Source organism: Rhizobium sp. NLR8a, assembly GCF_019685235.1.
Lineage (GTDB): Bacteria > Pseudomonadota > Alphaproteobacteria > Rhizobiales > Rhizobiaceae > Rhizobium.
Genome location: NZ_JABDWI010000014.1, coordinates 90,072 through 115,437 on the forward strand (window position 1 = coordinate 90,072; position 25,366 = coordinate 115,437).

At 61.7% G+C, this 25,366-nt stretch carries 19 protein-coding genes; 14 read left to right on the forward strand and 5 right to left on the reverse strand.

Going from position 1 to position 25,366, the window contains the following annotated elements:
* Positions 1 to 14: 14 nt before the first annotated feature.
* Together HJC04_RS25080 and HJC04_RS25085 are read left to right on the forward strand one after the other, a co-directional pair.
* Positions 15 to 944 (forward strand): substrate-binding domain-containing protein, encoded by a 930-nt coding sequence (locus tag HJC04_RS25080; protein ID WP_210631807.1) that lies wholly within the window; start codon positions 15 to 17, stop codon positions 942 to 944.
* Positions 945 to 960: 16 nt separating this feature from the next.
* Positions 961 to 3,105, forward strand: coding sequence for a methyl-accepting chemotaxis protein (locus HJC04_RS25085; protein WP_221123431.1), 2,145 nt, complete (start codon positions 961 to 963; stop codon positions 3,103 to 3,105).
* Positions 3,106 to 3,201: 96 nt separating this feature from the next.
* Here the strand turns inward: HJC04_RS25085 and HJC04_RS25090 are convergent, their stop codons facing one another.
* Entirely contained in the window at positions 3,202 to 3,570 is a 369-nt protein-coding gene (locus HJC04_RS25090) for an antibiotic biosynthesis monooxygenase (RefSeq protein ID WP_259668942.1), read from the reverse strand.
* A gap of 97 nt (positions 3,571 to 3,667) precedes the next feature.
* On the opposite strand from HJC04_RS25090, the gene HJC04_RS25095 reads away from it, so the two are divergent.
* A complete protein-coding gene (locus HJC04_RS25095; protein ID WP_221147372.1) occupies positions 3,668 to 4,144 on the forward strand; it encodes a MarR family winged helix-turn-helix transcriptional regulator in 477 nt (158 codons plus the stop codon).
* A 134-nt stretch (positions 4,145 to 4,278) separates the two neighbouring features.
* Here the strand turns inward: HJC04_RS25095 and HJC04_RS25100 are convergent, their stop codons facing one another.
* On the reverse strand, positions 4,279 to 5,565 hold the full coding sequence (locus HJC04_RS25100; RefSeq protein ID WP_210631811.1) for an ABC transporter substrate-binding protein: 1,287 nt from the start codon (positions 5,563 to 5,565) through the stop codon (positions 4,279 to 4,281).
* Positions 5,566 to 5,755: 190 nt separating this feature from the next.
* Here HJC04_RS25100 and HJC04_RS25105 point away from each other — a divergent pair, with 190 nt between their 5' ends.
* From HJC04_RS25105 to HJC04_RS25130, 6 genes are read left to right on the forward strand one after another with little or no spacing between them, the layout of a single operon-like run.
* Entirely contained in the window at positions 5,756 to 8,278 is a 2,523-nt protein-coding gene (locus HJC04_RS25105; RefSeq protein WP_221147373.1) for a hypothetical protein, read from the forward strand.
* A gap of 17 nt (positions 8,279 to 8,295) precedes the next feature.
* On the forward strand, positions 8,296 to 9,390 hold the full coding sequence (locus HJC04_RS25110; RefSeq protein ID WP_221147374.1) for a glycoside hydrolase family 105 protein: 1,095 nt from the start codon (positions 8,296 to 8,298) through the stop codon (positions 9,388 to 9,390).
* Entirely contained in the window at positions 9,387 to 10,751 is a 1,365-nt protein-coding gene (locus HJC04_RS25115; RefSeq protein ID WP_221147375.1) for a glycoside hydrolase family 28 protein, read from the forward strand. Before HJC04_RS25110 ends, HJC04_RS25115 begins: the two co-directional genes overlap by 4 nt.
* Positions 10,739 to 11,845 carry an ABC transporter ATP-binding protein gene (locus tag HJC04_RS25120; RefSeq protein ID WP_221147376.1) on the forward strand — a complete coding sequence of 369 codons (1,107 nt, stop codon included), beginning with the start codon at positions 10,739 to 10,741 and terminating at the stop codon, positions 11,843 to 11,845. Before HJC04_RS25115 ends, HJC04_RS25120 begins: the two co-directional genes overlap by 13 nt.
* 1 nt (position 11,846) lies before the next feature.
* On the forward strand, positions 11,847 to 12,842 hold the full coding sequence (locus tag HJC04_RS25125; protein ID WP_210631816.1) for a carbohydrate ABC transporter permease: 996 nt from the start codon (positions 11,847 to 11,849) through the stop codon (positions 12,840 to 12,842).
* A 1-nt stretch (position 12,843) separates the two neighbouring features.
* A complete protein-coding gene (locus tag HJC04_RS25130; RefSeq protein ID WP_210631817.1) occupies positions 12,844 to 13,890 on the forward strand; it encodes a carbohydrate ABC transporter permease in 1,047 nt (348 codons plus the stop codon).
* A gap of 137 nt (positions 13,891 to 14,027) precedes the next feature.
* Here the strand turns inward: HJC04_RS25130 and HJC04_RS25135 are convergent, their stop codons facing one another.
* Positions 14,028 to 15,179, reverse strand: coding sequence for an ROK family transcriptional regulator (locus HJC04_RS25135; protein WP_221147377.1), 1,152 nt, complete (start codon positions 15,177 to 15,179; stop codon positions 14,028 to 14,030).
* A 168-nt stretch (positions 15,180 to 15,347) separates the two neighbouring features.
* Between HJC04_RS25135 and HJC04_RS25140 the strand changes: the two genes are divergently transcribed.
* Complete coding sequence (locus HJC04_RS25140; RefSeq protein ID WP_221147423.1) at positions 15,348 to 16,376, forward strand: helix-turn-helix domain-containing protein; 1,029 nt, start codon at positions 15,348 to 15,350, stop codon at positions 16,374 to 16,376.
* A 161-nt stretch (positions 16,377 to 16,537) separates the two neighbouring features.
* Here HJC04_RS25140 and HJC04_RS25145 read toward each other — a convergent pair whose 3' ends face one another.
* Entirely contained in the window at positions 16,538 to 17,575 is a 1,038-nt protein-coding gene (locus HJC04_RS25145) for a LacI family DNA-binding transcriptional regulator (RefSeq protein ID WP_221147378.1), read from the reverse strand.
* A gap of 113 nt (positions 17,576 to 17,688) precedes the next feature.
* Positions 17,689 to 18,321 carry a TetR/AcrR family transcriptional regulator gene (locus HJC04_RS25150; protein ID WP_210631820.1) on the reverse strand — a complete coding sequence of 211 codons (633 nt, stop codon included), beginning with the start codon at positions 18,319 to 18,321 and terminating at the stop codon, positions 17,689 to 17,691.
* Between the two features lie 108 nt (positions 18,322 to 18,429).
* Between HJC04_RS25150 and HJC04_RS25155 the strand changes: the two genes are divergently transcribed.
* From HJC04_RS25155 to HJC04_RS25170, 4 genes are all read left to right on the forward strand, one after another.
* Positions 18,430 to 19,503 carry an efflux RND transporter periplasmic adaptor subunit gene (locus HJC04_RS25155; RefSeq protein WP_210631821.1) on the forward strand — a complete coding sequence of 358 codons (1,074 nt, stop codon included), beginning with the start codon at positions 18,430 to 18,432 and terminating at the stop codon, positions 19,501 to 19,503.
* On the forward strand, positions 19,500 to 20,585 hold the full coding sequence (locus HJC04_RS25160) for an efflux RND transporter periplasmic adaptor subunit (protein ID WP_221147379.1): 1,086 nt from the start codon (positions 19,500 to 19,502) through the stop codon (positions 20,583 to 20,585). Before HJC04_RS25155 ends, HJC04_RS25160 begins: the two co-directional genes overlap by 4 nt.
* Positions 20,582 to 23,653 (forward strand): efflux RND transporter permease subunit, encoded by a 3,072-nt coding sequence (locus tag HJC04_RS25165; RefSeq protein ID WP_210631823.1) that lies wholly within the window; start codon positions 20,582 to 20,584, stop codon positions 23,651 to 23,653. The genes HJC04_RS25160 and HJC04_RS25165 overlap by 4 nt, the downstream gene beginning before the upstream one ends.
* 234 nt (positions 23,654 to 23,887) lie before the next feature.
* A complete protein-coding gene (locus tag HJC04_RS25170) occupies positions 23,888 to 25,339 on the forward strand; it encodes an NCS1 family nucleobase:cation symporter-1 (protein ID WP_221147380.1) in 1,452 nt (483 codons plus the stop codon).
* Positions 25,340 to 25,366: the final 27 nt, after the last annotated feature.

Here is a 25,366-nt window from a genome sequence, read left to right on the forward strand (position 1 = left end):
GCGCAGGGGAATTTATGAAAACGGCCACGCTTGTATCCATCGCCTTGGCGATGTCGGTCTCTGTTGCCAATGCTCAGACGATCGGCGTTTCGATGTCCGATCTCGACAAATTCAGGACAGCGCTTCTCAATGGCGTCGTCACGCACGGGCAGATGGTCTCCGGCCTCAAGCTGGTTACCGAGAACGCCAAGGGCGACAACGAGCTGCAGAAGAAGCAGGTCCAGAAGCTCATCGCCGACAAGGTCGACGCCATCATCCTGGCGGTTTCGGATGGCGATCTCGGGCCGCAGATGACCAAGATGGCGGCGGATGCGGGCATTCCGCTTGTTTACATCAACAACGTTCCTTCCAACCTGCTCGATCTTCCTGAAAATCAGGTCGTGGTCGCCTCCAACGAAAAGGAATCGGGGACGCTGGAGACGAAGCAGGTTTGCGCGCTGCTCAAGGGTAAGGGCCGCGTCGTTGTATTGATGGGCGAGCCTTTCCACGCGGCCGCCCGCGCCCGCACCCAGGATATATCGGATGTCATCGCCACGCCGGAATGCAAGGGCCTGGAGATCGTCGAGCGGCAGGCCGCCTACTGGTCGCGCGATTATGCCGACCAGCAGATGCAGGAGTGGCTTGCGGCCGGCGTCAAGTTCGACGCCGTTATCGCCAACAATGACGAGATGGCGCTCGGCGCGATCCGCGCCATGAAGAAGGCCGGCATGCCGATGAAAGATGTCGTCGTCGCCGGCGTCGACGCGACCGACGATGCGCTTGCCGCAATGGTGGCCGGCGATCTCGACGTCACCATTCTCCAGAGCGCCGTCGGGCAGGGCGCGGCCGCAGTCGACGCTGCCGTGAAGCTCGTCAACAAGGAGAAGGTGTCGCGCGAAAACAACGTTCCCTTCGAACTCGTGACGTCTGAGAACCTTTCCAAATACCTGCCGAAGAGCCAGTGAGCATAAGAGGCCTATAATGTTGCATTTCTGGAATAAATTCGGCATTCGCGCGCAGATCACGGCGGGCTTCGTGCCTTTGATCCTGCTGATGAGCCTGCTCACGGTCAGCGCGATCTCCGGCATGAACGGGCTTGCCGCCATCTTCGCCTCCTATCGCGCCACGGCAGGCCAGAGCCTCGCCATCTCGGATTACAGCGACCAGCTGCACGAGATCCAGTTGTCGGCCGAAGCCTTCCGCTCGACGCCGACGCAGGCCGTCGTCGATGGTTTCCGCGCCGGCGTGAAGGCCTTCGAGGCGGATGACCCGCGTTTTGCCGGCAACAAGGAGCTGCAGTCCGGCCTTGCGATGATCCGCCAGGATATCGCTGCCTACGAAAAGGCCTTCGAACAGATTGTCACCCTTCAGGCCCGGCGCGACCTGCTGATCTCCAAGGTCACCGAATTCGGCCCCTGGACCAGCATCGCGCTCAACGACGTCATGCGCAGCGCCTGGCGCCAGACCGACGTTGCCCTGCTGCACATGACAGCGGAAACGCTGGAGGCCCTGAACCGCAGTCTCTATTTCTCCGAGCGCTTCGTTCACTCCGATGACTTCGCCGCCTATGACACGGCGCAGGCAGCACTTGCCCAGGCAGTGGCGTTGAACGACGCCGCTGCCAAGGCTGCCAAGAACGAGCTGCAGAAGAAGCGCCTGATGGGCGCCGGCCAGCTCATGCAGAATTACACCGCGCGCCTCGGCGACATGAAGGAGGTGCTGCAGGCCTCCGGCAATATCCGCCAGACGCAGCTCAACGTTTTGGCGCCGAAGATCGCAGGCGAATTCAAGGATCTGCAGGCGACGGTGACCGGCGCGCAGAAGAACCTTGATGGCTCGGTCGAAGCAACGGTTGCCTCGGCGACCAGCACGACGCTCGTCATCAGCGGCCTGCTGATCGTCATCGGCCTCGTGCTCTCCTATTTCGTCGGCCGGCTGATTTCCTCGGCTGTCCGGGGCATGGCGCAATCCATGGAACAGCTCGCCCGCGGCGACGACGTTATCGTCATCACAGGCGTCGAGCACCGCCATGAACTGGGCGCCATGGCGCGTTCGCTGAAGGTGTTCCAGGAAACGGGTCGCGCCAAGCTGATCGCCGAGGCCAATGCCGAGCGCGCCCGCCTGGCGGCCGAAGAAGAGCGGCTGCGCCAGGAGGCCGAGCGGCTTTCCGACGCGCAGGTGATGGAACATGCCTTCCGACAGATTTCGCTTGGTCTCGACGCGCTCTCGAAAGGCGACCTCTCCGTCCGCGTCGGCGAAGTGGACGCCCGCTACGTCAGAATCCGCGATCACTTCAACAATTCGGTCGCAAGCCTCGAGGAGGCGGTCGATTCCGTCATCAGCGCGGTTACGACGATCCGCTCCGGCCTTGCGGAAATCTCCACCGCCTCGAACGATCTTGCCCGCCGCACCGAGCAGCAGGCTGCGTCGCTGGAAGAAACCGTCGCGGCGCTTGGCGACGTGACGCGGGGCGTCAACGGGACGGCCGAGGGTGCAAGCCGCGCCCAGGCTGTCGTGGCGACGGCCCGCACCAATGCGGAAAAGGGCGGCGAGATCGTCTCCCGCGCCATCGCCGCAATGACGGAAATCCAGAATTCGTCGTCGAAGATCGGCAACATCATCAGCGTCATCGATGAGATCGCCTTCCAGACCAACCTGCTTGCACTGAATGCCGGTGTCGAGGCGGCTCGAGCCGGTGAAGCCGGCAAGGGCTTTGCCGTCGTCGCCCAGGAAGTCCGCGAGCTTGCCCAGCGCTCGGCCAATGCGGCAAGGGAGATCAAGGAACTGATCTCCACCTCCTCGGCGCAGGTCAAGACGGGTGTCGAGCTGGTCGGCGAATCCGGCGTCTCCTTGGAGCAGATCGTCGAGCAGGTCTCTTCGATGAATGAGACCGTTGCTGAAATCGCGGTTGCCGCCCGCGAGCAGGCGACGAGTCTGCGCGAAGTCTCGGCCGCCGGCGACCAGATGGACAAGGTGACACAGCAGAACGCCGCGATGGTCGAACAGACCACGGCCGCCGCCCAGAGCCTGACCCAGGAAACCGAAAGCCTCGCCGAACTGCTGCGCCGCTTCAAGACCGGCAGCGGCAGGGGGTCGGAGCAGCGATACTACGCATTGGCGTCCTGATGTCCTGCTGATGCAAACATCCAACCGCTCCCGCCGGCAAGCCGGCGGGAGCCGCGTCTACCTTCCTTCACGGGCCCGAATTCCTGGCTCTTTCGGCTAAGCCACGCAGATGCCTGGCACCGCAACCTTCTGAAAGAGGTGCGGCGAGGCGATCGCCGAGGAGGGATAGGCCGAAATCTTGGCCCGGAACTCGGGATGGGTGAAGGCCTCGCGGAAATGTTCGTTCGATTCCCAGACGGCGTAATTGAGATAGGTCGGGTTCTCGCCCAATGCGCGATGCAGCTGGGTGGAGATGAAGCCCGGCTGCTTCTTCATGAAGGTTGCGTCGTCCTGCCAGTTTTCGAGGAATGCCTTTTCATCGGCCTTGTCGAGCGTGAACAGGTTGACGAGTACGACCGGGAACGCATCGATGGCGATCTGGCGCTCGATCGGGAAGGCAGGGTCCATCGGGCGAATGCGTGACATGGTACACTCCATTCTGTATGGTTGCGTGATGTCAATTCGACATAAACGAGACATATGATATTGACATTATGATGTCAAATATATTGCATGGTGACAAATGGATAAACCTGAGCGAACAGCTGCTGGATCCGCATTGACCATTCTCATTCTCGACCTGTTCCGGCTGAACAACCGTATGCTGACGTCGGGCGACAGGCTGGTTGCCGGCCTTGGGCTGACGAGTGCGCGCTGGCAGGTTCTCGGCACGGTCGGCGCGTCGGCGCGCCCTCAGCCGGTCGCTTGGCTCGCGCGTGACATGGGCGCGAACCGCCAGAATGTGCAGCGCATCGTCAACGATCTGGAGAAGGAGGGCCTTGTCGCCTTCGCGGCCAATCCGCATCACCGGCGCGCCCAACTCGTGGTGCTGACGGAGAAGGGCCGCGAGACCTTCAACGCCGCTATGCGCCTCCAGGCCCCATGGGCAAGCGGCCTCGCGGAGGGCCTCGAAATCACCGACATCGAAATCACCCATCGGGTCATGAAGGCGCTTCTCCAGAAGCTGGAAGGAAGCGAAGGCGGCGAGGAGCCGGGTTGACGGCAGTTGACATAACGCTGCCGCCGATCCTCGGAAACGGATCTGTGAGAAAGGGGCCAAAAACGATCAGCCACGGCCCGCTGCGAGGCCGTGGCTGATGCAGCGCGCAATCTGTGGGAGACAGGCGCGGCCGATTACTTGTTGGCGGCAAGCGCTCCGTTGATCTTGTCGACGTCGGCGCTCATGGCCTTGAAGGTGTCGTCGAGGGAAAGCTCGCCGACGATCAACTGGCTCATCCGCTGGACGATAAGCTGATAAATGGCCCCGGATCCCTTGAGGCGTTCCAGGTCGCGGGCGGCCTGCGGCGCACTGTCGCGGGCCGCAAGGAAGACGGCCATGGCTTCCTTGGCGTTCTTGCTCTCGAGCTTGTATTGCGGATCCTTGATGTCGGCGCCGGTCAGGATGACGTAATTTTCGGCGATTTCACGCTGGATCTTTTCAGAGCCGAGGAACTCGATGAACGCGGCCACGGCTTCGGGATATTTGGTGCGCTTGAAGCCGACGATCGCGGTGCCGCCCGGCATTGCATAGCAGCCGGCATCGCCGCACGGCGCGCTGATCGCCGTCCAGTCGAAAGCGTCGGCGATCTTCTTCTGGAACGGATTGACCATCCAGTTGCCAGCAAGATAGGTCACGACATTGCCGTTGACGAACTCGTCACCCATGTTCTTGTACTGGGTTCCGCCGGCCGCACCCCACATTTCCTTGGGGAATGAGCCGTCCTTCGTCCAGTTGTAGAGGTCGGTGATGTAGCGCTTGGCAGCATCGTCGGGGAACGAGAACTTGCCGTCCTTGACGTAGTTCGAGCCGTAGGAGAAGGCAGCGCCCGAGAAGCGATGGCCCGAGCGGTCCATCGTGAAGGGGATCTGCGCACCCGTGGCCTTGGCGACGCGCGCGGAGGCTTCGACAATGTCCCTCAGTGTAGCGGTCGGCTGGGGAAGCGGTTCCTTGGCCTGCTCGAAGAGCGTCTTGTTGACGAAGGGCAGGTTGAAGGTCTGTGACGCAACATAGCCGTTGATCGAGTTCGGATCGTTGACGCCGGGGAAGCGAAGCGTGTTCAGGCTGTCGCCGTGCAGCTTGGCGAAGCCATCCGGATCCTTCATCAGCGGGCGCATGTCGAGGTAATAGGGCGCCAGCTGCCAATCGGTGATCTTGGCGATGTCGGGACCCTCGCCGACGGCAAGTTGTACCGGCAACTGCTTGGCGACCGCATCATAGCCCGATGAGACGAAGTTGACCTTGATGTCGGGATGCGCCGTTTCGAATTCCTTGCTCAGGGCTTCCATCCGCTCGACGTAAGCCTGATCGTCGTCGGTGAATAAGAAGGTGATCGTCTTGGTTTCCGCCATGGCAGTGCTGGACCAAGCGAGGGAAACAGTCGTCAACGCCAGTGCGAAAGCCCCTGATAGATAGTTTTTCATTTTCATCCTCCCATGAAAACATTTTCATCAATCGCGGCCTTGGCCATCGATAAGTCAATTTCATATACTTGACATTCATCTCGTCAAGCTATTTCCTGCAGCAATAGCGGCGTTCTTGAGCAATTTTCAAAAATCACGCACCAAATAACCTGATGAAAATATTTTCATTGGATTGCGGAGGAGGCGATCTGTGAAAACGGAAAGCATCAAGCAGCCGGACGACATGGCGCCAGCCTATGGCGTGGGCCAGAGGCAGACGATAACAGCGTGGGCCGTGTCCGCCCTCATCGCGCGCTATTTTCCCGGCGAGCCCGCGCCCGCCGAAGACCGCGTCGACTATCGTTTCATCAACGGTTTTGTCGATGTCGGCGACCTGCCGTGCCGCAAGGCCTTCTGGTCCACCATGGTCGGCCGCGAGCTTATGCCCGACACATCCTGGCAGACCGAGAGCCTCAATCTTCCCGGCCCCAACCGCCGCGTCGAATTCACCAGCTTCTGGCATGTGCCGACGCATGTCAGGAAATGGCTGAAGGGCACCTTCAGGACGGAGGCGCCCCGCACGCTCAATCTCGCGCTCAAGACCTGCGGCGGCGTTCGCATATGGGTCAACGGGCAGGAGGCGGTGCGCTTCGAACCTTTCAAGCGTAACATCGAGAGCGCAACCGAGATAAGGCTGCAGCTCGAGGCGGGCGACAACGAGGTTCTCGTCCATACCGAAGATCTTGCCGAGCGCGACACGACTTGGTTCTTCGAGCTCGAAATGCTGGACGAGGAGCCGCTCTGCGTGCTGCTGCCAGTATCGCTGGATCAGGACGAGGTGCGGGAGCTGGAAGCGCTTTCGCGCGGCGTGCGCCCGGCCCGCGACGTCTTCGTCAAAGAGCCGCTGGAGATCATCTTCGATACGGCGCCCGAGCGCGACCTGCCGGTGGAGCTCAAGGTGGTCGGCCATGGTCACGAGCGGCCGGTTCTCGCCCATGCGAAGCTGACCCTGCACGCCGGCCAGAACCGGCTGACGGCCGACGATGTCTGCGCCATTGCCGACGGTTATCACGGCATCCATATGACGATCGGCTCCGGGACGGGCTCGGTCACCCGCGTCATCGATGCCGCCTTCATGAGCAGCATCTCGCCATCGCCGGCAGAGGCATCGCTTGCCGCCCGCAAGCGGCAGGCGCTGGAATACAGCGCCCGCTTCGGCGTCAACCGCGCCGGCCGCCTGATCGCCATGATGGAAACCGGCTACGGCGACCAGGAAAGCTTCGACCGCATCGTCGATGCGACGCTCGCCTCCATCGATCAGCGTGAGGATTGCTCGGATTTCATCATGGTGCCGCTCTTGTGGCTGCTTGGCGCCTATGGCGACCGGATGCCCAAGGCGATGGTCGAGCGCATCCGCCATTCCGTTCTCTCCTACCGCTACTGGGTCGACGAGCCGGGCAACGACGCGATGTGGTTCTGGAGCGAGAACCATGTGCTCTGCTTCCATACCAGCCAGCTTCTGGCCGGACTTCTCCTGCCCGACGAAATGTTCTCGGCCTCGGGGCGCACGGGCCGTCAGCAGGCGGCGCTCGCCACCGAGCGCCTCGGGCGCTGGTTCGACAGCGTCGAAGCGCATGGCCTGGCGGAGTGGAACTCGGCCGCCTATTACCCGATCGATTTCATCGGCCTGCTGGCACTGGAGCGCTGGGCGGAGAGCGGGATCGCCGGCCGCGCTCGCGGCCAGATCGATCTCATCTTCCGCATGATCGCCCTTCATACGCTTGCCGGCGTTCCGGCGGGGTCGCAGGGGCGCGCCTATGACAAGGAACTGCGCGCCGGCCCGCTGACCGAGCTTGCGCCCTTCGCCCAGGTCGCCTTCGGCACGGGCTGGCTCAACAACGGCGTCGCGGCGCTGACCATGTTCTGCGCCGGCGATTATGAGCCTCCGGCCGATCTCGCCGAGCTTGCTTCGCTTTCGCGCGGAAGAAGCGTCGAGGCGCGCTACAGCCAGGGGCTCGAGAGCGGCAAGCTCGTGCTCTTCAAGAACGAGGCCGCACAGCTTTCGACTGTCGTCGATCACAAGACCGGCCGGAAGGGGCATCAGCAGCACGTTCTCGATATCCGGCTCGCCGGCCATCCGATGGCGAGGCTCTGGGTCAACCATCCCGGCGAAGACGACCCGTGGGGCAACCAACGACCGTCCTATTGGGCCGGCAACGGCATCCTGCCGCGTGTCGCCCAGCATCGCGACGTCGCCCTTTTGATCGAGGACACGGGTGATGCGCGGCATGCCTGGACGCACGCCTATATCGGCCGCGACGGTCTCGACGATCTGATCGTCGAGGACAAATGGCTGATCGCCCGGTCGGGCAGGGGATTTACCGCCCTCTGGGCCTCGAACGGCCTGGAGCTGATCACCGACGGGCCGACGGCCGGCCGGGAGGCGCGCTCGCATGGATCGCTCTGCGGCTGGGCGGCCATCGTCGCATCCGGCAATGACGATGCTTTCAAGGGCTTCATCGAGCGCCTGTGCCAGACGGCGGTGTCCTTCGATCCGACCCTTCGGCGTCTTTCCCTGACGCCGCCGTGCGGTCCGGCGATCGCTCTATCCTATGCGGAGGGTTTTTCGATCGCCGGTCAGCCCCGGGCGTTCACGCATGATCAGCCGCACCCGATCCTCACCCACGACAGCGCCGCTTGCCAAGCCGGCGCTGACGGGCCGTTCTACTGCTAAAACATAGGTTCTTCAGCATGAACACAGCATCTGTCGACAACGCCGCCCTCCTGACGACGATCGATCGCGTGGCGACGGCTTTCAGCCGGCTCCGGGGCATCAAGGAAGGTCTCGTGACGGACGATGCCGCCTCCGGCATCCAGTTCGACGAATGGGATTGGGAAGTCGGCGTTGGCCTTTATGGATTTCTGCGCCGCGCGATTTCCGCCAATGACCATAAGGCGCTGGAGGAGCTCGTCGCCTGGTACAGCGCACAGATCGAACGCGGCCTTCCGCCGCGCCAGATCAACAGCACGGCGCCGATGCTGCCGCTCGCAATCCTCGTCGAGCATGTCGACCGCCCCGATTTCCGCGCCCTCGTCGAGGACTGGGCCGACTGGCTGATCATGGAATTGCCGAAGACCGAGGAGGGCGGCTTCCAGCACGTCGTCAAGGAACGCCTCAACGACGGCGAATTGTGGGACGACACGCTGTTCATGGCCTGCCTCTTCCTCGCGCGCGCCGGCGTGCTCTGCGAGCGCAACGACTGGGTCGACGAGGCCATCTATCAGTTCGTCATCCACACCCGCTATCTCTCCGATCCCGTGACCGGGCTCTGGTATCACGGCTGGACCTTCAACGGCCGGCACAACTTCGCCAGTGCCTTCTGGGCGCGCGGCAACGCCTGGATCACTGTTGCCATTCCCGAGCTCTTCGATCTCGTGCCGACGCTCAGTGAGAAGGATCGGCGTTACCTCTCGAACGTCCTCGTCAGCCAAGTGCGCTCCCTGAAAGTCTATCAGCGGCCGGACGGCATGTTCACGACGCTTCTGGATGATCCGTCCTCGCCGCTCGAAACCTCGGCCACGGCAGGCATCGCCTATGGCATATTGCGCGCCATCGATGCCGGCATTCTCGACGAGAGCGACAGGGTTCATGCGGAGCGCGCGCTCAAGGCCGTGATGGCGCAGATCGACGACGAGGGCGTCGTCCACGGCGTTTCCGATGGCACGCCGATGGGCCATGACCTCGATTTCTACCGGCGCATCCCGAACCTGCCGACGCCTTACGGCCAGGCGCTGACCATGCTGCTGCTGACCGAAGTCCTGATCGAAGGCGGCCGCCGCCAATGAGCGCCACCTCCCTCGTCGCGATCGAGGCGCTCGACGGTGACAATACCGACGGTCTGCAAGCGGAGATCGACCGTCTTTCGGCGTCCGGCGGCGGACGCCTGGAACTCCTGGCGGGCATCCACCTCTGCCGGGGGCTCCGGCTGCGCTCCGGCGTCGATCTGCATCTTGCCGCCGGGGCGATCCTGCGTCCGGTTCCCGATTATGCCGCGTACGCGCATACGACGGTTTCGGTGATCGCCGAGAAATCGGATCGCGGCATGATCGTCGCCAAGGATGCGCAGCGGATCAGTCTGACGGGGAAAGGGCGCATCGAAGCCGGCTGCGAGAGCTTCATCATTGGCGACGATGAGACTGTGGGAACCTTCATCCCCGCCGAATCCCGCCCCCGCGTCGTCGTCTTCGAAGGCTGCGACGACGTCGAGATCAGTTCCATTCATGTCAGCCGCTCGCCGATGTGGACACTGCATTTCGTCGACTGCACCGATGTCCTCGTCCGCGACGTCACCATCGAGAACGACCGCCGCCTTCCCAATACGGATGGCATCGTGCTCGATGCCTGCCGCGGCGCCGTCATCGAGGATTGCAACATCTCGACCGCCGACGACGGCATCTGCCTGAAAACCAGCATCGGTCCTCAAGGCGTCGCCATCGGCCGGTGCGAGAACATTCTCGTGCGCCGCTGCTCCGTTCAGAGCCTGAGCTGCGCGCTGAAGATCGGCACGGAAACACATGGCGACGTCAGCAATGTCCTGTTCGAGGATTGCAGCGTCTCGGCTTCCAGCCGGGCGCTCGGCATATTCTCGCGCGACGGCGGCCGGATCTCGAATGTGAGGTTTTCCAGAATTTCGGTAGAGTGCCGCGAAACGCCGGATGGTTTCTGGGGTTCGGGGGAGGCGCTGACCGTCAATGTCGTCGATCGCATCGCCGAACGCCCTGCGGGCGCCATCGAAAATCTGATCGTCGAGGATGTGACCGGGCGGATGGAAGGCGCGATCACCATCATTGCGGCGGCGCCGTCAGGCATCCGGAACGTGTCGCTGGCCCGTATCACCGTCGATCAGCAGCCGGGGCAGCTTGGCACCGGGCGGACCTACGATCTGCGCCCGACGAATGCCGACCTCGCGCCGAAGACGGGTGGCGGCGGGCGTGCCAATGCCTGGACCCGAGGTTCGGACGGACGGGTGATCGGCCTGCAGGAGTATCCCGGCGGAATGCCGGCCGTCTACGTGGCCGATGTCGCCGGGATATTGATGAACGAGGTGCGGATTACGAGGCCTGCACCGCTGCCGCAAGGCTGGAACGCAATCGACGTCGTCATGGAAACGGCGGCATCTGATGGGAGTGGGGCATGGCAGAACTGAAACTTTCCACCGTCAACAAGTCGTATGGCGCCGTCAAAATCCTGCATGACGTCGAACTCGACATCAAGGACGGCGAGTTCGTCGTCTTCGTCGGTCCGTCGGGGTGCGGCAAGTCAACCCTTTTGCGCATCATCGCGGGCCTTGAGGAGGTGACTTCGGGCGCAATCGCGATCGGTGGACGCGACGTCAGCGCGCTGTCGCCGGCCGAGCGCAAGATCGCGATGGTCTTCCAGTCCTATGCGCTCTATCCGCATATGAGCGTACGCAAGAATCTTGCTTTCGGCCTGGAAAATTTGAAGTTCAAACGTGCCGAAATCGAGGCGCGCATTGCCGAGGCGGCCAGGATGCTGGCGATCGAACCGTATCTCGACCGACGTCCGAAGCAGCTTTCGGGCGGCCAGCGCCAGCGCGTGGCGATCGGCCGGGCGATCGTGCGCGAGCCCGACATCTTCCTCTTCGACGAGCCACTGTCGAACCTCGACGCGGCGCTACGTGTCCAGACCCGGGCCGAGATCACCAAGCTCCACCGCGACATCAAGACGACGATGATCTACGTTACCCACGATCAGGTCGAGGCGATGACCATGGCCGACAAGATTGTCGTTTTACGCGCCGGTCGGATCGAGCAGGTCGGCGCACCGCTGGAGCTCTTCGATCATCCGCGCAATCTCTTCGTCGCCGGCTTCCTCGGTTCGCCGCGCATGAACATCATCAAGGGCAAGGTCTCGGGCGTCGGCGAAAGCGGCGTCGTCGTCGATGTCGGCAACGGCGGCACAATCGTCAGCAGTGTCGATCCAGCCGGCATTGCAGTCGGTCGGTCGGTTGTTGCCGGTATCCGGCCAGCGCATTTCACCCGCTCCAGCGAGCGCGGCCTGCCATTCGTCGTGCAGTATCACGAAGGGCTCGGGACCGAGACCTATGTCTATGGAAATCTCGCCGGGCAAGACGATCAGATCATCATCCATGAAGCCGGCCATTTCGCGCCGGTTTCCGGCGACCGGATCATGATCGATGCCGATCCGGCCCGCGTTCATCTGTTCGATCCCGAAAGCGGCCTGGCCTTTGGCAGACGGTCCGGGCAGGGGAGGCGCTGATATGGCAGAGCTCACGGCCGGTACGTTGCTGTCTCAGACAGGCGAAACGGCGATGAGGGTGGTCGAGGCGCCGATGAATGCGATCGAGCGTCTGTTCGGCCGCAAGCGGATGCCATGGCTATTCCTGGCGCCGAACCTCATCCTGTTCGCCATCTTCACCTTCCTTCCCATCGCCATCGCCGTTGGCTACGCCTTCACGGGCGGCACCAATCTCTTCGTCTCCGACCGGCCGTTCGTCGGTCTCGACAACTTCCGCACCCTGCTTTCCTGCGGCAATTATCTGCAGCCCGGAACCTGCCAGGAATCGCTGTTCTGGACGGCGGTGTGGAACACGCTTTGGTTCGTGGCCTTCAACGTCATCGCCACATTGCTGGTGGCGTTGATCACGGCGCTGATCCTCAATCGGGCGATCTTGGCGCGTGGCTTCTTCCGAGCGATGTTCTTCTATCCGGTTCTGCTGTCTCCCGTCGTCATCGGCCTGATCTGGAAGTGGTTCCTCGATCGCAACGGCCTGCTGAACGCCTTCTTTCAGATGCTTGGTGTTCCGCCCGAGATCTTCCTGCTCGACGTTGGCTGGTCGCGCTTTTTTGTCGTGGTCGTGTCGGTCTGGTTCCATATGGGCTTTTACACGTTGATCCTGCTCGCCGGCCTCCAGGCGATCCCGAAAGATCTCTATGAAGCCGCGTCCATCGATGCCGCTTCACCGCGCCGCACGCTGTTCAGGATCACGCTTCCACTTCTTGCCCCGAACCTGCTGGTCGTATTCATCCTTCTGATGATCAAGTCGGTGCAGATCTTTGACGAAGCCTGGGTTCTGACCAATGGCGGCGGCCCGGGCACGGCCAACAGCTTCATCGTCCAATATATCTACCAGATGGCCTTCGGCAGCGATCTTCGTCTCTTCGGGCTTGCCTCCGCCGCCTCGGTTCTCATGGGGCTGGTGCTTCTGGTTCTCACCCTCATACAGCTGCGCCTCGGCAAGCGGATGGAGTCCTGAGATGAACCCGATCAGTTTTCTCTCACGCACACGCCGGGCCGGACGCATCGATATCACCGATATCTTGTCATGGGTCTGGCTGATCGGCGGAACGCTCGCCGTGCTCATTCCCGTCGTCTGGGCAGGCCTCTCCTCGCTGAAGCCGGCGGCCGAGATCACCCGCTTTCCGCCGTCGCTGCTTCCGCGGGCCGCCGTGGAGCAGACCGTGCCCGGATTCGACAAGCCTCTCAGCCTTTGGAACGTAACGATTGATGGCCAGCAGCGTGAAATGGCCATGGTGCGGCGCATCGGTCTCAAGGCGCAGATGGTCGATCCTGCAAATCCGGGGCAACCGATCGGTGTCGATGTCAAGGGAATCACGCCGGTGCAGCATCTGACCGTTGCCACCGAGAACTACACCGATCCGTTGACGCGCTTCAACTTCCTGACCTTCCTGAAAAATTCGGTCTTCGTCACCGTGGTTGCGACGCTGCTGACGCTTGTTGTCAACGCCATGGCTGCCTTTGCGCTGTCGAAATACAAATTTCGCGGTGACACGACTGTGTTCGTCATCATCATCTCGACGCTGATGATCCCGCTCGCCGTCGTCATGGTCCCGGCCTATCTCGTCATTGTCGGGGTCGGGCTCGCCGACAATCTCTGGGGTGTCATCCTGCCGACCGTCGCCTCGCCGACGGCCGTTTTCCTGCTGCGGCAATATATGCTGACCATACCGGACGAACTGATCGAGGCGGCACGCGTCGATGCGGCGAGCGAATTCTGCATCTTCTGGCGGATCATCCTGCCGCTGACGGCGCCGGCGCTTGCCGTGCTGGCGATCTTTTCCGTGCTCTGGCGTTGGAACGATTTCCTCTGGCCGCTCATCGTCCTCAACAGCCGCGAGAATTTCACCCTGCAGGTCGGGCTCAACGCCTTCCAGGGAGAGTTCTCGGTGCAGTGGCACTATATCCTGGCGATGACGTTCCTCAGCTTGTTGCCGGTCACCGTCGTCTTCCTGTTCCTGCAGAAATACATCACCACAGGCATTGCCGGTACGGGAATGAAGTGAACGAATCCTGGCGCGCGGCACCGATTGGGGTCGAGGCGAGGAAACCTCCAAGGATTTAAGTCTGCCTTTCCGATTTCGTCGCGCCAGCTTCAGTCCTATTTGGATCGGAGCCGTGCAGGATTAACTGGCAGAGGCCATCACAACACGGTTTCGAATAGCGGGATCAATGCTGCGCCGATCGCGCCGGGGGCATCGATGATCTGGGCCACTGCGAGCTGCGGGATGTCGCGCAAGGCGCCATGCCGAGGCAGATTGTTGAATTCGGTGCGTTTGATCAACATTCTCGCAAGCGAATGTGGAAGCTCGCCGCCAAGCACGATCAATGCCGGGTCGAAGATCGCGCAGATCGCGTTGATGGCACGATTGTGGGCCGGAGTGACGCGGTCGATCCATTCCTCGACACCATCCCACTCCACCATATTTTCGTCCTTCAGATCCCTCAGGGTTAGGCCGCTGCGCCCCTTGCCGCGAAGATGCTCGAGCAGCTGGTTGAGAGCGGGGCGATCATCGTAGTCCTGACGCCCGAAAAGAACGGAGATTTCGCCGGCATTTCCGAAACTGCCGCGAAACGGCATGCCGCCGGAGACAAGGCCGCCGCCATAGCCATGAAGGTGGGCGATATAGGCAAAATCGGCAACGTCACGCCCGACGCCGAAAATTGCTTCCGCCAAGGCCGCAGTCCTGGCGACATTGTCCGCCCAGACCGGCAGGCCAAGCCGCTCCCCAAGCAATGGCGCCAGGTCGATCAGCGACCAATGGGCCAGCGGCAGGGGACAATTGAAAGCCGTATCCAGCATGCGATGGCCGGAGACTGCAAGGCCGACGCCGAGGATGTCGCGCCGCTTGGCGCCGCGCCGGGCGAGGATCTGTTCGACGGCTGCTTCGATCCGCTCCATTTCCAGGGATAGCGACGAGCCGGCCTGGGGAATTTCCATATTGTCCAACGGTTCGCCGAAACCCATGAGGCAAACGCCAATCGTTCCGACGTTGATGGAGATGCCGAGCGTCAGACACCACTCCCTTCGCAGTGTCAGCTCCGGACTTGGTGGACCGGCGCGCCGGTTTTCCGATTGGGAAAAGACGACCATTCCCCGATCATGAAGCCGGCCGACGATTCTGTGCAGCGATTGCTGAGTGAGATCGAGTGGGTCGGTCAGGCTGGAGCGCTCGATGCCGGGCGACTTCCAGATCAACCGCAAAAGGTCCCGTTCGTTACGGGAGGCTACTCTCGCGGGCTCTGTGTCTCGCAGGAAATGTGGGGCAACGTGGTCCAGCGGAGCGTACTTCATTTTCCAAACATATTGATTTACACTGTAAGTGTGAAGCAGGTGGAGGGGACGCTTTGCTTCTGCGGGGCAACGAAATCATCCGTGGTTTTGCCGGTCCTGCTTAACCCATCAAGATTGGCCAGACCAGTCGCGATGATGTCAGGCGGCAGAAGAAAAGAACCGAGCGGCATGGATGCGTTAACACGGGAGAAAATGGCAATTGCCGAGCATCGTGGTTATGGATTCGAGCCCACGCATGGAGGCACCAGCTTCGAATCAATGGTTCAGGCCTTTACGGCTGGTTACGGCGTTTTCGGCGCACAGCCGTTGAAGGATGACCGAAAATTCGCCTGGGCCGCGGATCTGAGAAGGACCGAGGCGCTCACGGTGCTTCATTCGGTCTACCAGAGTTCCTGGACGATTCGGACGCTTGATGACTCTCCGCAGCATCTCGCGTTTTTCATGCCGCACACAGGCTCTTTTCGACTGTCGATAGGAAAGAGAACGGTCGAAAGCGGCGCCGGTTACTTTCTCATGGCCAACAATCACGAAGTCGGCGATCGTGTGGTCCAGGGAGGACCGCACCGCTCGGACGCCCTTTTTCTGGACTGGAAGGTTGTGAAAAGGGTCCTCGCCTCGCTGGTGGAAAAGCCCCTCTCGGAGTCGTTCGATCTCGACCCGATTCTGGATCGCGCGACGCAGTCAGGCCAACTGATCGGCAATCTGCTCCAGACGATCGTGCAGGGCATGCGCGGCGCCGGTCCGTTGCTATCCTCGCCTCTTGCCGCAGCCGCGATGAGCGAAACTCTTGCTCACCTCGTGATCCGATTTGGCCGGCATCGGTTTTCCGATCATCTGGAAAAAAAGAAAGTACAGTTGATTGCACCTTGGCATGTCCGACGCGCTATCGACTACATGCATGCCAATATCGCGGAACCTATCACCATGACGATGGTTGCCGATGGCGTCGGCGTTTCGCTACGGGCGCTGCAAACGGGCTTCAAGGCCTTCAGGGGAACCTCACCGGCCGGCTACCTCCGCACGATCCGGCTGCAGGCGGCCCGCGAGCAGCTGCGGGATCCGACAAACCAGCAATCTGTCCGCGAAATCTGCGCGATCTGGGGTTTTGCGCATGCCGGCAGGTTCTCCATCATCTACCGCAGCACTTTTGGTGAAAGTCCGAGGGATACGCGGTTACGGGCTGAGCGATTGCGGTGAATGAGTTTCTACATTCTCCCAGGTGAGATGATGGAGCCGGCACATACATGAATCCCCGCTCTCCCGGGCAGTCCCTATGGCGTGATGTTTCTTCTCGACGCGGCGGAGCACTCGATGCATTGCTGAGAGGTCGCGCCTTCTGCATTCTCCGACGGCTGGGATCACGGAGGCGGCGCGATGCTGCCGCGCAGGACGAGATGGCAGCCGAGCTCCAGGCGATGGGCCGGCCGTTGCGGATCATTGGCGATCAGCCGCTGTTCGATGAGCGCGAGCGCTGCCGCCCCGAGACGGTCGGTCGGCACGCTCACGGTGGAGAGCGGCGGGCGGCTGAACTCGCCGGGAACGATGTCGTCGAAGCCGAGCACAGATATCGCGTCGGGCACGCGCATGTCGCGATCGGCCAATGCCTTCAGGCAGCCGAGCGCCAGATTGTCGGCCGCGCAGAAGACGGCGGTTGCGCCTTTCAGCGCGGCGTCGCGATCGAGCAGCGCGTTGATGGCCGCTTCGCCATGCCGGGGCTCATATCCCTCGGCTTCGATGATCATGTCCTTCGGCACCGGAAGCTGTGCGGCCAAATAAGCATCGGAAAAACCGTCATACCGGCGCTGGATGGTCGTTCGGCCCTTCCAGGTCAGATGCAGGATCCGGCGGTGGCCGAGCGCCAGGAGGTGCTCGATGCCGAGCCGTGCGCCGAAGCGGTTTTCTGGCGTCACCGTATCGACCAGCATGGCGGGATCCTCGCCGTTGACGATGACGACGGGCATGTCAGCCGAGGCGAGGCTGCGGATGAGTTCGGGCTGATCGTCGTTCAGCACCACGATACCGTCAGCGCGTTCTGCTATCGCAATCTGCCTGACTTCGGCGCCGTCGATGCGCCGGCCGCTGCTGACATAGGGTACGATCCGGATGCCTCGACGCTCGCATTCCCTGCGAAGACCGTTGAGAATCGTCCAGCTCACCAGATTGAGGTCGCTCTCCGGGGCGGCATCGTCAGGAATGGCGAGAAGCAGAACGTGAAAGGCGGCAATCGTCGCCTTTTTTCTGCGGCGATCGAGATAACCGAGCCGTTTTGCCGAATCCAGCACTCTTTCCCGCACCTCGATCGTGAGCGGCGCAGTTCCGTTCAGGGCGTGCGAGGCCGTGCTCAGCGACACGTCGGCATCGCGTGCGACATCTTTGAGATTGACTTTACGTTCCACTTTTTCCGCCGCGAATTCAGATCGTACCTTCGAAGCATAAGCTAACTTGATGTTTTCACATAAAGGACTTTAAAAAAGCTATGTGCTTGCGCCGATATTTTCGTCATTCGCAATCAGCGACGTTCGGCAAGCAGCCCGTTGAACAGCAGGTCGAAATAGGCGCGCATGAAGGCGTCCTTGTCGGGCGTCGGCACCCGGCGATCATCGAATATCAGCCGCAGAACCGTCGTCGTCAGAATCGGCGCAACCACGATATCGGAAAATTCGACAGGAATTTCGCGAAATTCCCCCAACGCAACACCTTCCAGGATGAGAGCGTCGATCCTTGCGATAATCGGCGCGATGAATTCATCGTGGTGGCGATCGATCAGGTCGGGGAAGCGCTGTCCTTCCGAAATGACCAGACGCGTCAATTCGCGGGTTGTACGATCCTCCGCGATTTGGTCGTAAAGCAGACCGAGAATGGACATCAGCCTGTCGGTGGCGCTGCCGCTGAGGCCAGCGGTGATTTCAAGCAGTTCCTGAAAGGGGACGGAGAAGTGACTGATCATGGCTTCGAAGAGCTTTTCCTTCGTCTCGAAGTAAACGTAGACTGTGCCTTTGGTGACGCCGACCCTGTCTGCGATGTCGTCGACGCGGGCGCCCGTGAACCCGTTTCTGACGAATTCCTCGAATGCGGCATCCAGGATCTGGATGGGTCGCAGCGCCTTCTGTTCCGCGCGTGTGAGTTTCTTCTGAGCTGTCATTCGTGCCTCGCCTCCCTTGTTTTGCGCTATCGGTCCTGTGCAAAAGTTTCATTGACTAATCCGTCAGTCAATTATATAGCAGCTGCCGTTGAGAGCAAGAGGTCAACTATGAGAACCATTCTGTTCGCCACAGCGATCGTATGCACGATCGGTCTCGTCTCCTGCAGCGAATCGGACGGGCCGAAAGAACCCGGCGCGCGGCAGGTCGGCGTCGTCGTCGCCAAGTCTGAGCCGCTGAGTGATGGCGGTGCGCTGACGGGAGAGGTGCGCGCCCGGGTCCAGACCGATCTGTCCTTCCGGGTCAGCGGCAAGATCATCGAACGGCTGGTCGAAGTCGGTCAGTCAGTGAAGGCGGGGCAGGTACTGGCGCGCATCGATCCCGAAGAGCAGAAGGCCGATCTCGATGTGGCCGCGGCCAATCTTCAGTCGGCTGAAGCCCAGCAGACCCAGGCACAGCTCGCCTTCGACCGTCAGCAGAGCCTGTTTCGGACGCAGGTGACGACGCGCGCCGCACTCGACCAGGCACAGGAGGCGCTTCTGACCGCGCAGGCCTCGACGAAGTCGGCGCAGGCGCTCTTCGAGACCGCGCAGGACACCCTGTCCTATACGGAGCTGAAAGCCGATGCCGATGGCGTGATCACCGCCCGCAATGCCGAGGTCGGGCAGGTGGCGCAGGCCGCCCAGGTTGTCTTCACCCTTGCCCATGACGGCGACAGGGACGCCGTCTTCGAAGTGGTCGAGAGTGCGTTCCTGCGCCCGATCGACGGCGACGGCACCGTGAACCTGCTTGCGAACCCCTCGCAGAAGATCACGGCGAAGGTGCGCGAGATATCGCCGACGATCGATTCTTCCACCGGCACCATCAGGGTCAAGGTCGCGATATCGAGCGATGCTCCCATTCCTCTCGGCGCTCCCGTCGTCGGAAAATTCAACTACGTTCCGCAGGACGTGATCCAGCTGCCCTGGTCGGCAATGACCTCAAAGGACGGCAAACCGGCCGTCTGGATCGTCGATCCTGCATCCTCTGCGGTTGCGGTGAGAGCGATCGAGGTCGCCCGTTACGAGACCGGCAGCTTCGTCGTCAAGTCGGGCGTGTCGGCGGGAGATGTCGTGGTGACCGACGGGACCAAATTCCTCAGGCCCGGTGAAACCGTGTCTTATGTCAAGGAAGCATCCAAGTGAGTATTCGTCCCAAGATAATCGCCCTGTTGATGGGTGCGGCCCTGATCTCCTCCTGCACGAAGCAGGAGGAAAGCAGGCAGGAGGCGCCCCGTCCCGTGCTGTCAATGACGGTCAGGCAGACGCCCGCCACAAGCCTCGGCCTGACCGGCACGATCCAGCCGACCATAGAAACCGATCTAGGCTTCCGGATCCTCGGGCGGATGATCGCCCGCAACGTCAATGTCGGTGATGTCGTCAAGAAGGGTGACGTGGTTGCCGCCATCGATCCGCTGGCGCTGGAGCTTGCCGTGCGCAGCGCCCAGTCCGATGTAGAGAACAGCGACGCTCAGCTCCGAAACGCCGTGACCACGGAGCAGCGCCAGCGCGCGCTTGTTGAATCGCGCTCCGGCACGGAAGCCTCGCTCGAAGAAGCCGAGCAGGCGAGACGGACAGCCACGGCCGCGGTCGCCAAGGCGCAGGCCAACCTCGACAAGGCCAAGGAGCAGCTCGGCTATGCGCAGCTTCAGGCTGAATTCGATGGGGTCGTCACGGCGACTTCGGCTGAGGTCGGCCAGGTCGTGTCGGCCGGCCAGACGGTCGTGACCATCGCCCGGCCGGACAAGCGAGACGCCGTCGTCGACGTGCCCCAGGCCGCTGCGCAGAAACTGGAGATCGGCGCGCCGTTTGAGGTGACGCTGCAGCTCGAGCCTTCGATCCGCACGAGGGGCGTCGTGCGCGAAATCGCGCCGGAGGCGGAGACCGCCACCCGAACGAGTCGGACCAAGATCGCGCTCGCCGATCCGCCTGAAGCCTTCAGGCTCGGCGCGGTCATCACGGCTTCCGCAACCATCGCTGCCGATCCCGAGATCATGCTGCCGTCCTCGGCGATCCTTGCCGGTGCCGACGGCGCCAGTGTCTGGATCGTCGACGTAGCCGGCAAGAAGGTGACGCTACGGCGCGTCACGATCGACGGCAAGTTAACCGACGGCGGCACCGTTCGCGTCACCGAAGGACTCGCTCCCGGAGAGCGGGTGGTCGTTGCCGGCGTGCATAAACTTCAAGATGGCCAAGCCATCAGCATCGACCAGGAGATCAGCCAGTGAAGTCCTTCAATCTTTCCGACTGGGCGCTCGAGCACCGTTCGCTCGTCTGGTACTTCATGATTGTCTTCATTCTCGCAGGCGCATTCTCCTACCTGAACCTCGGCCGCGAGGAAGATCCGAACTTTACCATCAAGACGATGGTGATCACCGCCCAGTGGCCCGGCGCATCCGCCCAAGAGGTGACGCGGCAGGTGACCGACAGGATCGAGAAGAAGCTCCAGGAACTGGAATCGCTCGACTACACCAAAAGCCAGACTGTTGCCGGTCAGACCACCGTCTTCGTCGAATTGCTGCCGACGACAAAGGCTAAGGATGTCGCGCCGACCTGGCTGCGCATCCGCAACATGATCGCCGACATCAAGGGAGATTTCCCGAGCGGGGTCGTTGGTCCCTTCTTCAATGACCGCTTCGGCGACGTGTTCGGCAACATCTACGCGTTCACCAGTGACGGGCTGACCCAGCGCCAGCTTCGCGATCTCGTGGAAAATGCGCGCTCCGAAGTTCTCACGGTACCCAATGTCGGCAAGGTCGACGTGATCGGCGCCCAGGACGAGGCGATCTATCTTGAATTCTCCACGCGCCAGATCGCAGCGCTCGGCATCGACCAGCAGTCTGTTATCCAGACGTTGCAGGCCCAGAACGCCGTCACCCAATCCGGCTTCGTCGATGCCGGTCCGGAGCGCATCGCATTGCGGGTGAGCGGACAGTTCACCTCCGAGGAAAGCCTGCGCTCGATCAACCTTCGCATCAACGACCGCTTCTTCCCGCTGACCGATGTCGCCACCATCAAGCGCGGTTATGTCGATCCACCCTCGGCTTTGTTCCGCTTCAACGGCGAGCCGGCGATCGGACTAGCCATCGGCATGAAGCAGGGCGCCAATCTGCTGGAGTTCGGCGAGGCGCTCGACGCGCGGATGAAACAGGTCGTCGCCGATCTTCCGATCGGGGTGGACGTCCACCGCGTCTCCGATCAGCCGCACGTCGTCGACGAGGCTGTCTCCGGCTTTACCCGCGCGCTCTTCGAAGCGATCGTCATCGTCCTCGTCATCAGCTTCATCAGCCTCGGCCTGCGCGCCGGCATGGTGGTGGCGATCTCCATTCCTCTCGTGCTGGCAATCACGTTTGTGGTGATGGAATACTCCGGCATTTCGCTTCAGCGCATCTCGCTCGGTGCGCTCATCATTGCGCTCGGGCTGCTCGTCGACGACGCCATGATCGCCGTCGAGATGATGGTGGCTCGCCTGGAGGCAGGTGACGATCTGAGGAAAGCCGCCACCCACGTCTATACGTCGACGGCCTTTCCGATGCTGACTGGAACACTTGTCACCGTCGCCGGCTTCATCCCGGTCGGTCTCAACAGCAGTGCGGCCGGCGAATTCACCTTCACGCTTTTCGTCGTCATCGCGGTTTCGCTTGTGGTGTCCTGGATCGTCGCCGTGCTGTTCACGCCGCTTCTCGGCGTCACGATCCTGCCGAAGACGATGAAGTCGCATCACGAGAAGAAGGGTCGTTTCGCCGCCGTGTTCTCCTGGCTTTTGGGGCTGGCGATGCGCTGGCGTTGGGTCACCATCGTGCTGACGGTCGTCGTCTTCGCCCTTTCGGTCGGGGGCATGGGGCTGGTGCAGCAGCAGTTCTTCCCGAACTCGGACAGAACAGAGCTCGTCATCGACTGGAACCTGCCCCACAACAGCTCGATCGCCGAGACAAACAGGCAGATGGCCAAGTTCGAAAAGGAGATGCTGGCCGATAACAAGGATATCGATCATTGGACAACCTATGTCGGCCAGGGCGCGCCGCGCTTCATCCTGTCCTTTGACGTGCAAACGCCCGATGTCACCTTCGGACAGACCATCATCGTCACCAAAGGCCTCGATGTGCGCGACAAGGTGCGGGCGGAACTGCAGGATTATCTGACGAAGACCTTCCCCGGCACAGACGCCTTCGTGAAGCTTCTCGATATCGGCCCGCCGGTGGGCAAACCGGTCCAGTACCGGATCAGCGGCCCGGATATCCAAAAGGTACGTGATATCTCCCAGCAGTTTGCAGGCGTTGTCGGTACTCATCCGCTGCTGTCGAACATGGTGCTGGACTGGAACGAGCCTTCGCGGGTGGTGAAGGTCGATGTGCTGCAGGACAAGGCGCGCCAGCTCGGCGTCTCTTCCGAGGACATCGCGACCGCCCTCAACGGCATTGTCGAAGGTTCGACCGCGACGCAGATCCGCGACGATATCTACCTGGTCAATGTCATCGGCCGGGCCAGGGCGTCCGAGCGCGATTCCGTCCAGACGCTTGAGAATCTGCAGCTCTCGACCTCCAACGGCAAGGTCGTGCCGCTCTCGGCCGTGGCGAATTTCCGCTTCGAACTTGAGCAGCCAACGATCTGGCGTCGCGACAGGCAGCCCACCATCACGCTCAAGGCGGCCGTCATCGGTTCGACACAGCCGGCTACGATTGTCGATCAGCTGAAGCCGAAGGTGGAGGAATTCCAGAAGAACCTTCCTGTCGGATACAAGGTGGAAATCGGCGGCGCCGTCGAATCCAGCGCCGAGGCGCAAGGGCCGATTGCGGCCGTGGCTCCGCTGATGCTGTTTACGATGGCGACGATCCTGATGATCCAGCTGCAGAGCTTCAGCCGCCTCTTCCTGGTCTTTGCGGTCGCGCCGACGGCCCTGATCGGCGTGGTGGCGGCGCTCTTGCTCAGCAATGCTCCCATGGGCTTCGTCGCCATCCTCGGCATTCTGGCGCTGATCGGCATTCTGATCCGCAACTCGGTCATCCTCGTGGTGCAGATCGAGCATCTGCGTGCCGAAGGTGTGACGCCATGGCAGGCGGTCATCGAGGCGACCGAACACCGCATGCGGCCGATCATGCTGACGGCGGCGGCGGCAACCCTCGCGCTGATCCCGATCTCGCGCGAGATCTTCTGGGGTCCGATGGCCTACGCCATGATGGGCGGCATCGTCATCGGCACGGCCCTCACCCTGCTGTTCCTGCCGGCGCTCTACGTCGCATGGTTCAGAATCCCAAGGGATGAGGGTACTCGGGCCGAAGCCACGGCAGAGGCATGATGCGGTCTTCGATGGCCATCGCCTACGGCCGCCGCGGCAAGGTGAAGCACATCATCCTGTTCGGGCACAGCATGGCCTGGCCGGGCGTGTCCTTCGCCCGCAATAGGCTGATGGCCTGTCCATCTGGTCGATCAGGATTGTGTACAATGTGACTCTTAAATTGTCAGGTGCCCAAATGAGGAGCAGACTTCCGTCTGTGGCCGAGTCGGCCTCAGGGGATATGGGAGGGCATTCATGAGCGTACGAAATCCGTCTCCCTCGTTATATAACGAGGATCTTGCACCCGCCGAGGAGCGTAAGTGGGGTGCATTCAGCATCTTCAACGTCTGGACATCGGACGTTCACAGCCTGTGGGGCTATTATCTGGCGGCGAGCCTGTTCCTGCTCTGCGGCAGCTTCGTGAATTTCGTCATCGCCATCGGCATCGGCTCTCTCGTCATCTTCTTCCTGATGAGCCTGGTCGGAAATGCCGGCGTGCGCACCGGTGTCCCTTTTCCGGTTCTGGCGCGCGCCTCCTTCGGCACCTTCGGCGCCAATGTTCCCGCACTCGTCCGGGCGGTGGTCGCCTGCTTCTGGTACGGCGCGCAGACTGCCGCCGCCTCCGGCGCAATCGTTGCCCTGCTGATCCGCAACGAAAGCCTGCTCGCCTTCCACCAGAACAGCCACATGCTCGGCCATTCGACCCTCGAACTCATCTGCTACGTCATCGTCTGGGCGCTGCAGCTGCTGATCATTCAGCGCGGCATGGAAACTGTCCGCAAGTTCCAGGATTGGGCAGGTCCCGCCGTCTGGATCATGATGCTGATCCTGGCCATCTATCTGGTCGTCAAATCAGGCACCTTCTCGTTCGGTTCCGAAATCCCGCGCGACGTGCTGATCGAAAAAACCAAGGATGCCGGCGTGCCGGGCGAGCCGGGCTCGATTGCGGCGCTTGCCGCGGTGGCCGCCACCTGGATCACCTATTTCGCGGCACTCTATCTGAACTTCTGCGATTTCTCGCGTTACGCGACGAGCGAGAAGGCGCTCAGGAAGGGCAATCTCTGGGGCCTGCCGATCAACCTGCTGGCATTCTGCCTCGTCGCAGGTGTCACGACCACGGCAGCCTTCACCGTATACGGTGAGGTCCTGCTGCATCCGGAAATGATATCGGCGAAATTCGACAGCTGGTTCCTGGCGCTGCTTGCGGCGCTGACATTCGCGGTTGCAACGCTCGGCATCAACGTCGTGGCGAACTTCGTTTCGCCCGCCTTCGACTTTGCCAATGTCTTCCCGCGCCAGATCAACTTCAAGCGCGGCGGATATATCGCCGCGCTGATCGCCCTCGTGCTCTATCCCTTCGCTCCCTGGGAGACGGGTGCTGCGCATTTCGTCAACTTCATCGGTTCGACGATGGGGCCGATCTTCGGCATCATGATGGTCGACTACTATCTCATCAGGAAGAGCCAGCTGAACGTCGAGGCTCTCTACCAGGAGAATGGCGAGTTCCGGTTCCAGAACGGCTGGCACGGCAACGCCTTCATCGCCTTTGCGGTCGGTGCGCTGTTCTCGTCGATCCTGCCGACCTTCACCTCCATCCTGCCGGACTGGTGGGGCACCTATGGCTGGTTCTTCGGCGTCGCCATCGGCGGAGCGATCTATTTCGTGCTGAGGATGGGCGCACGGCGCAATCCGGCCTTCGCCGCATGACGAAACAAAGGCGCCTGGCCATCGCCA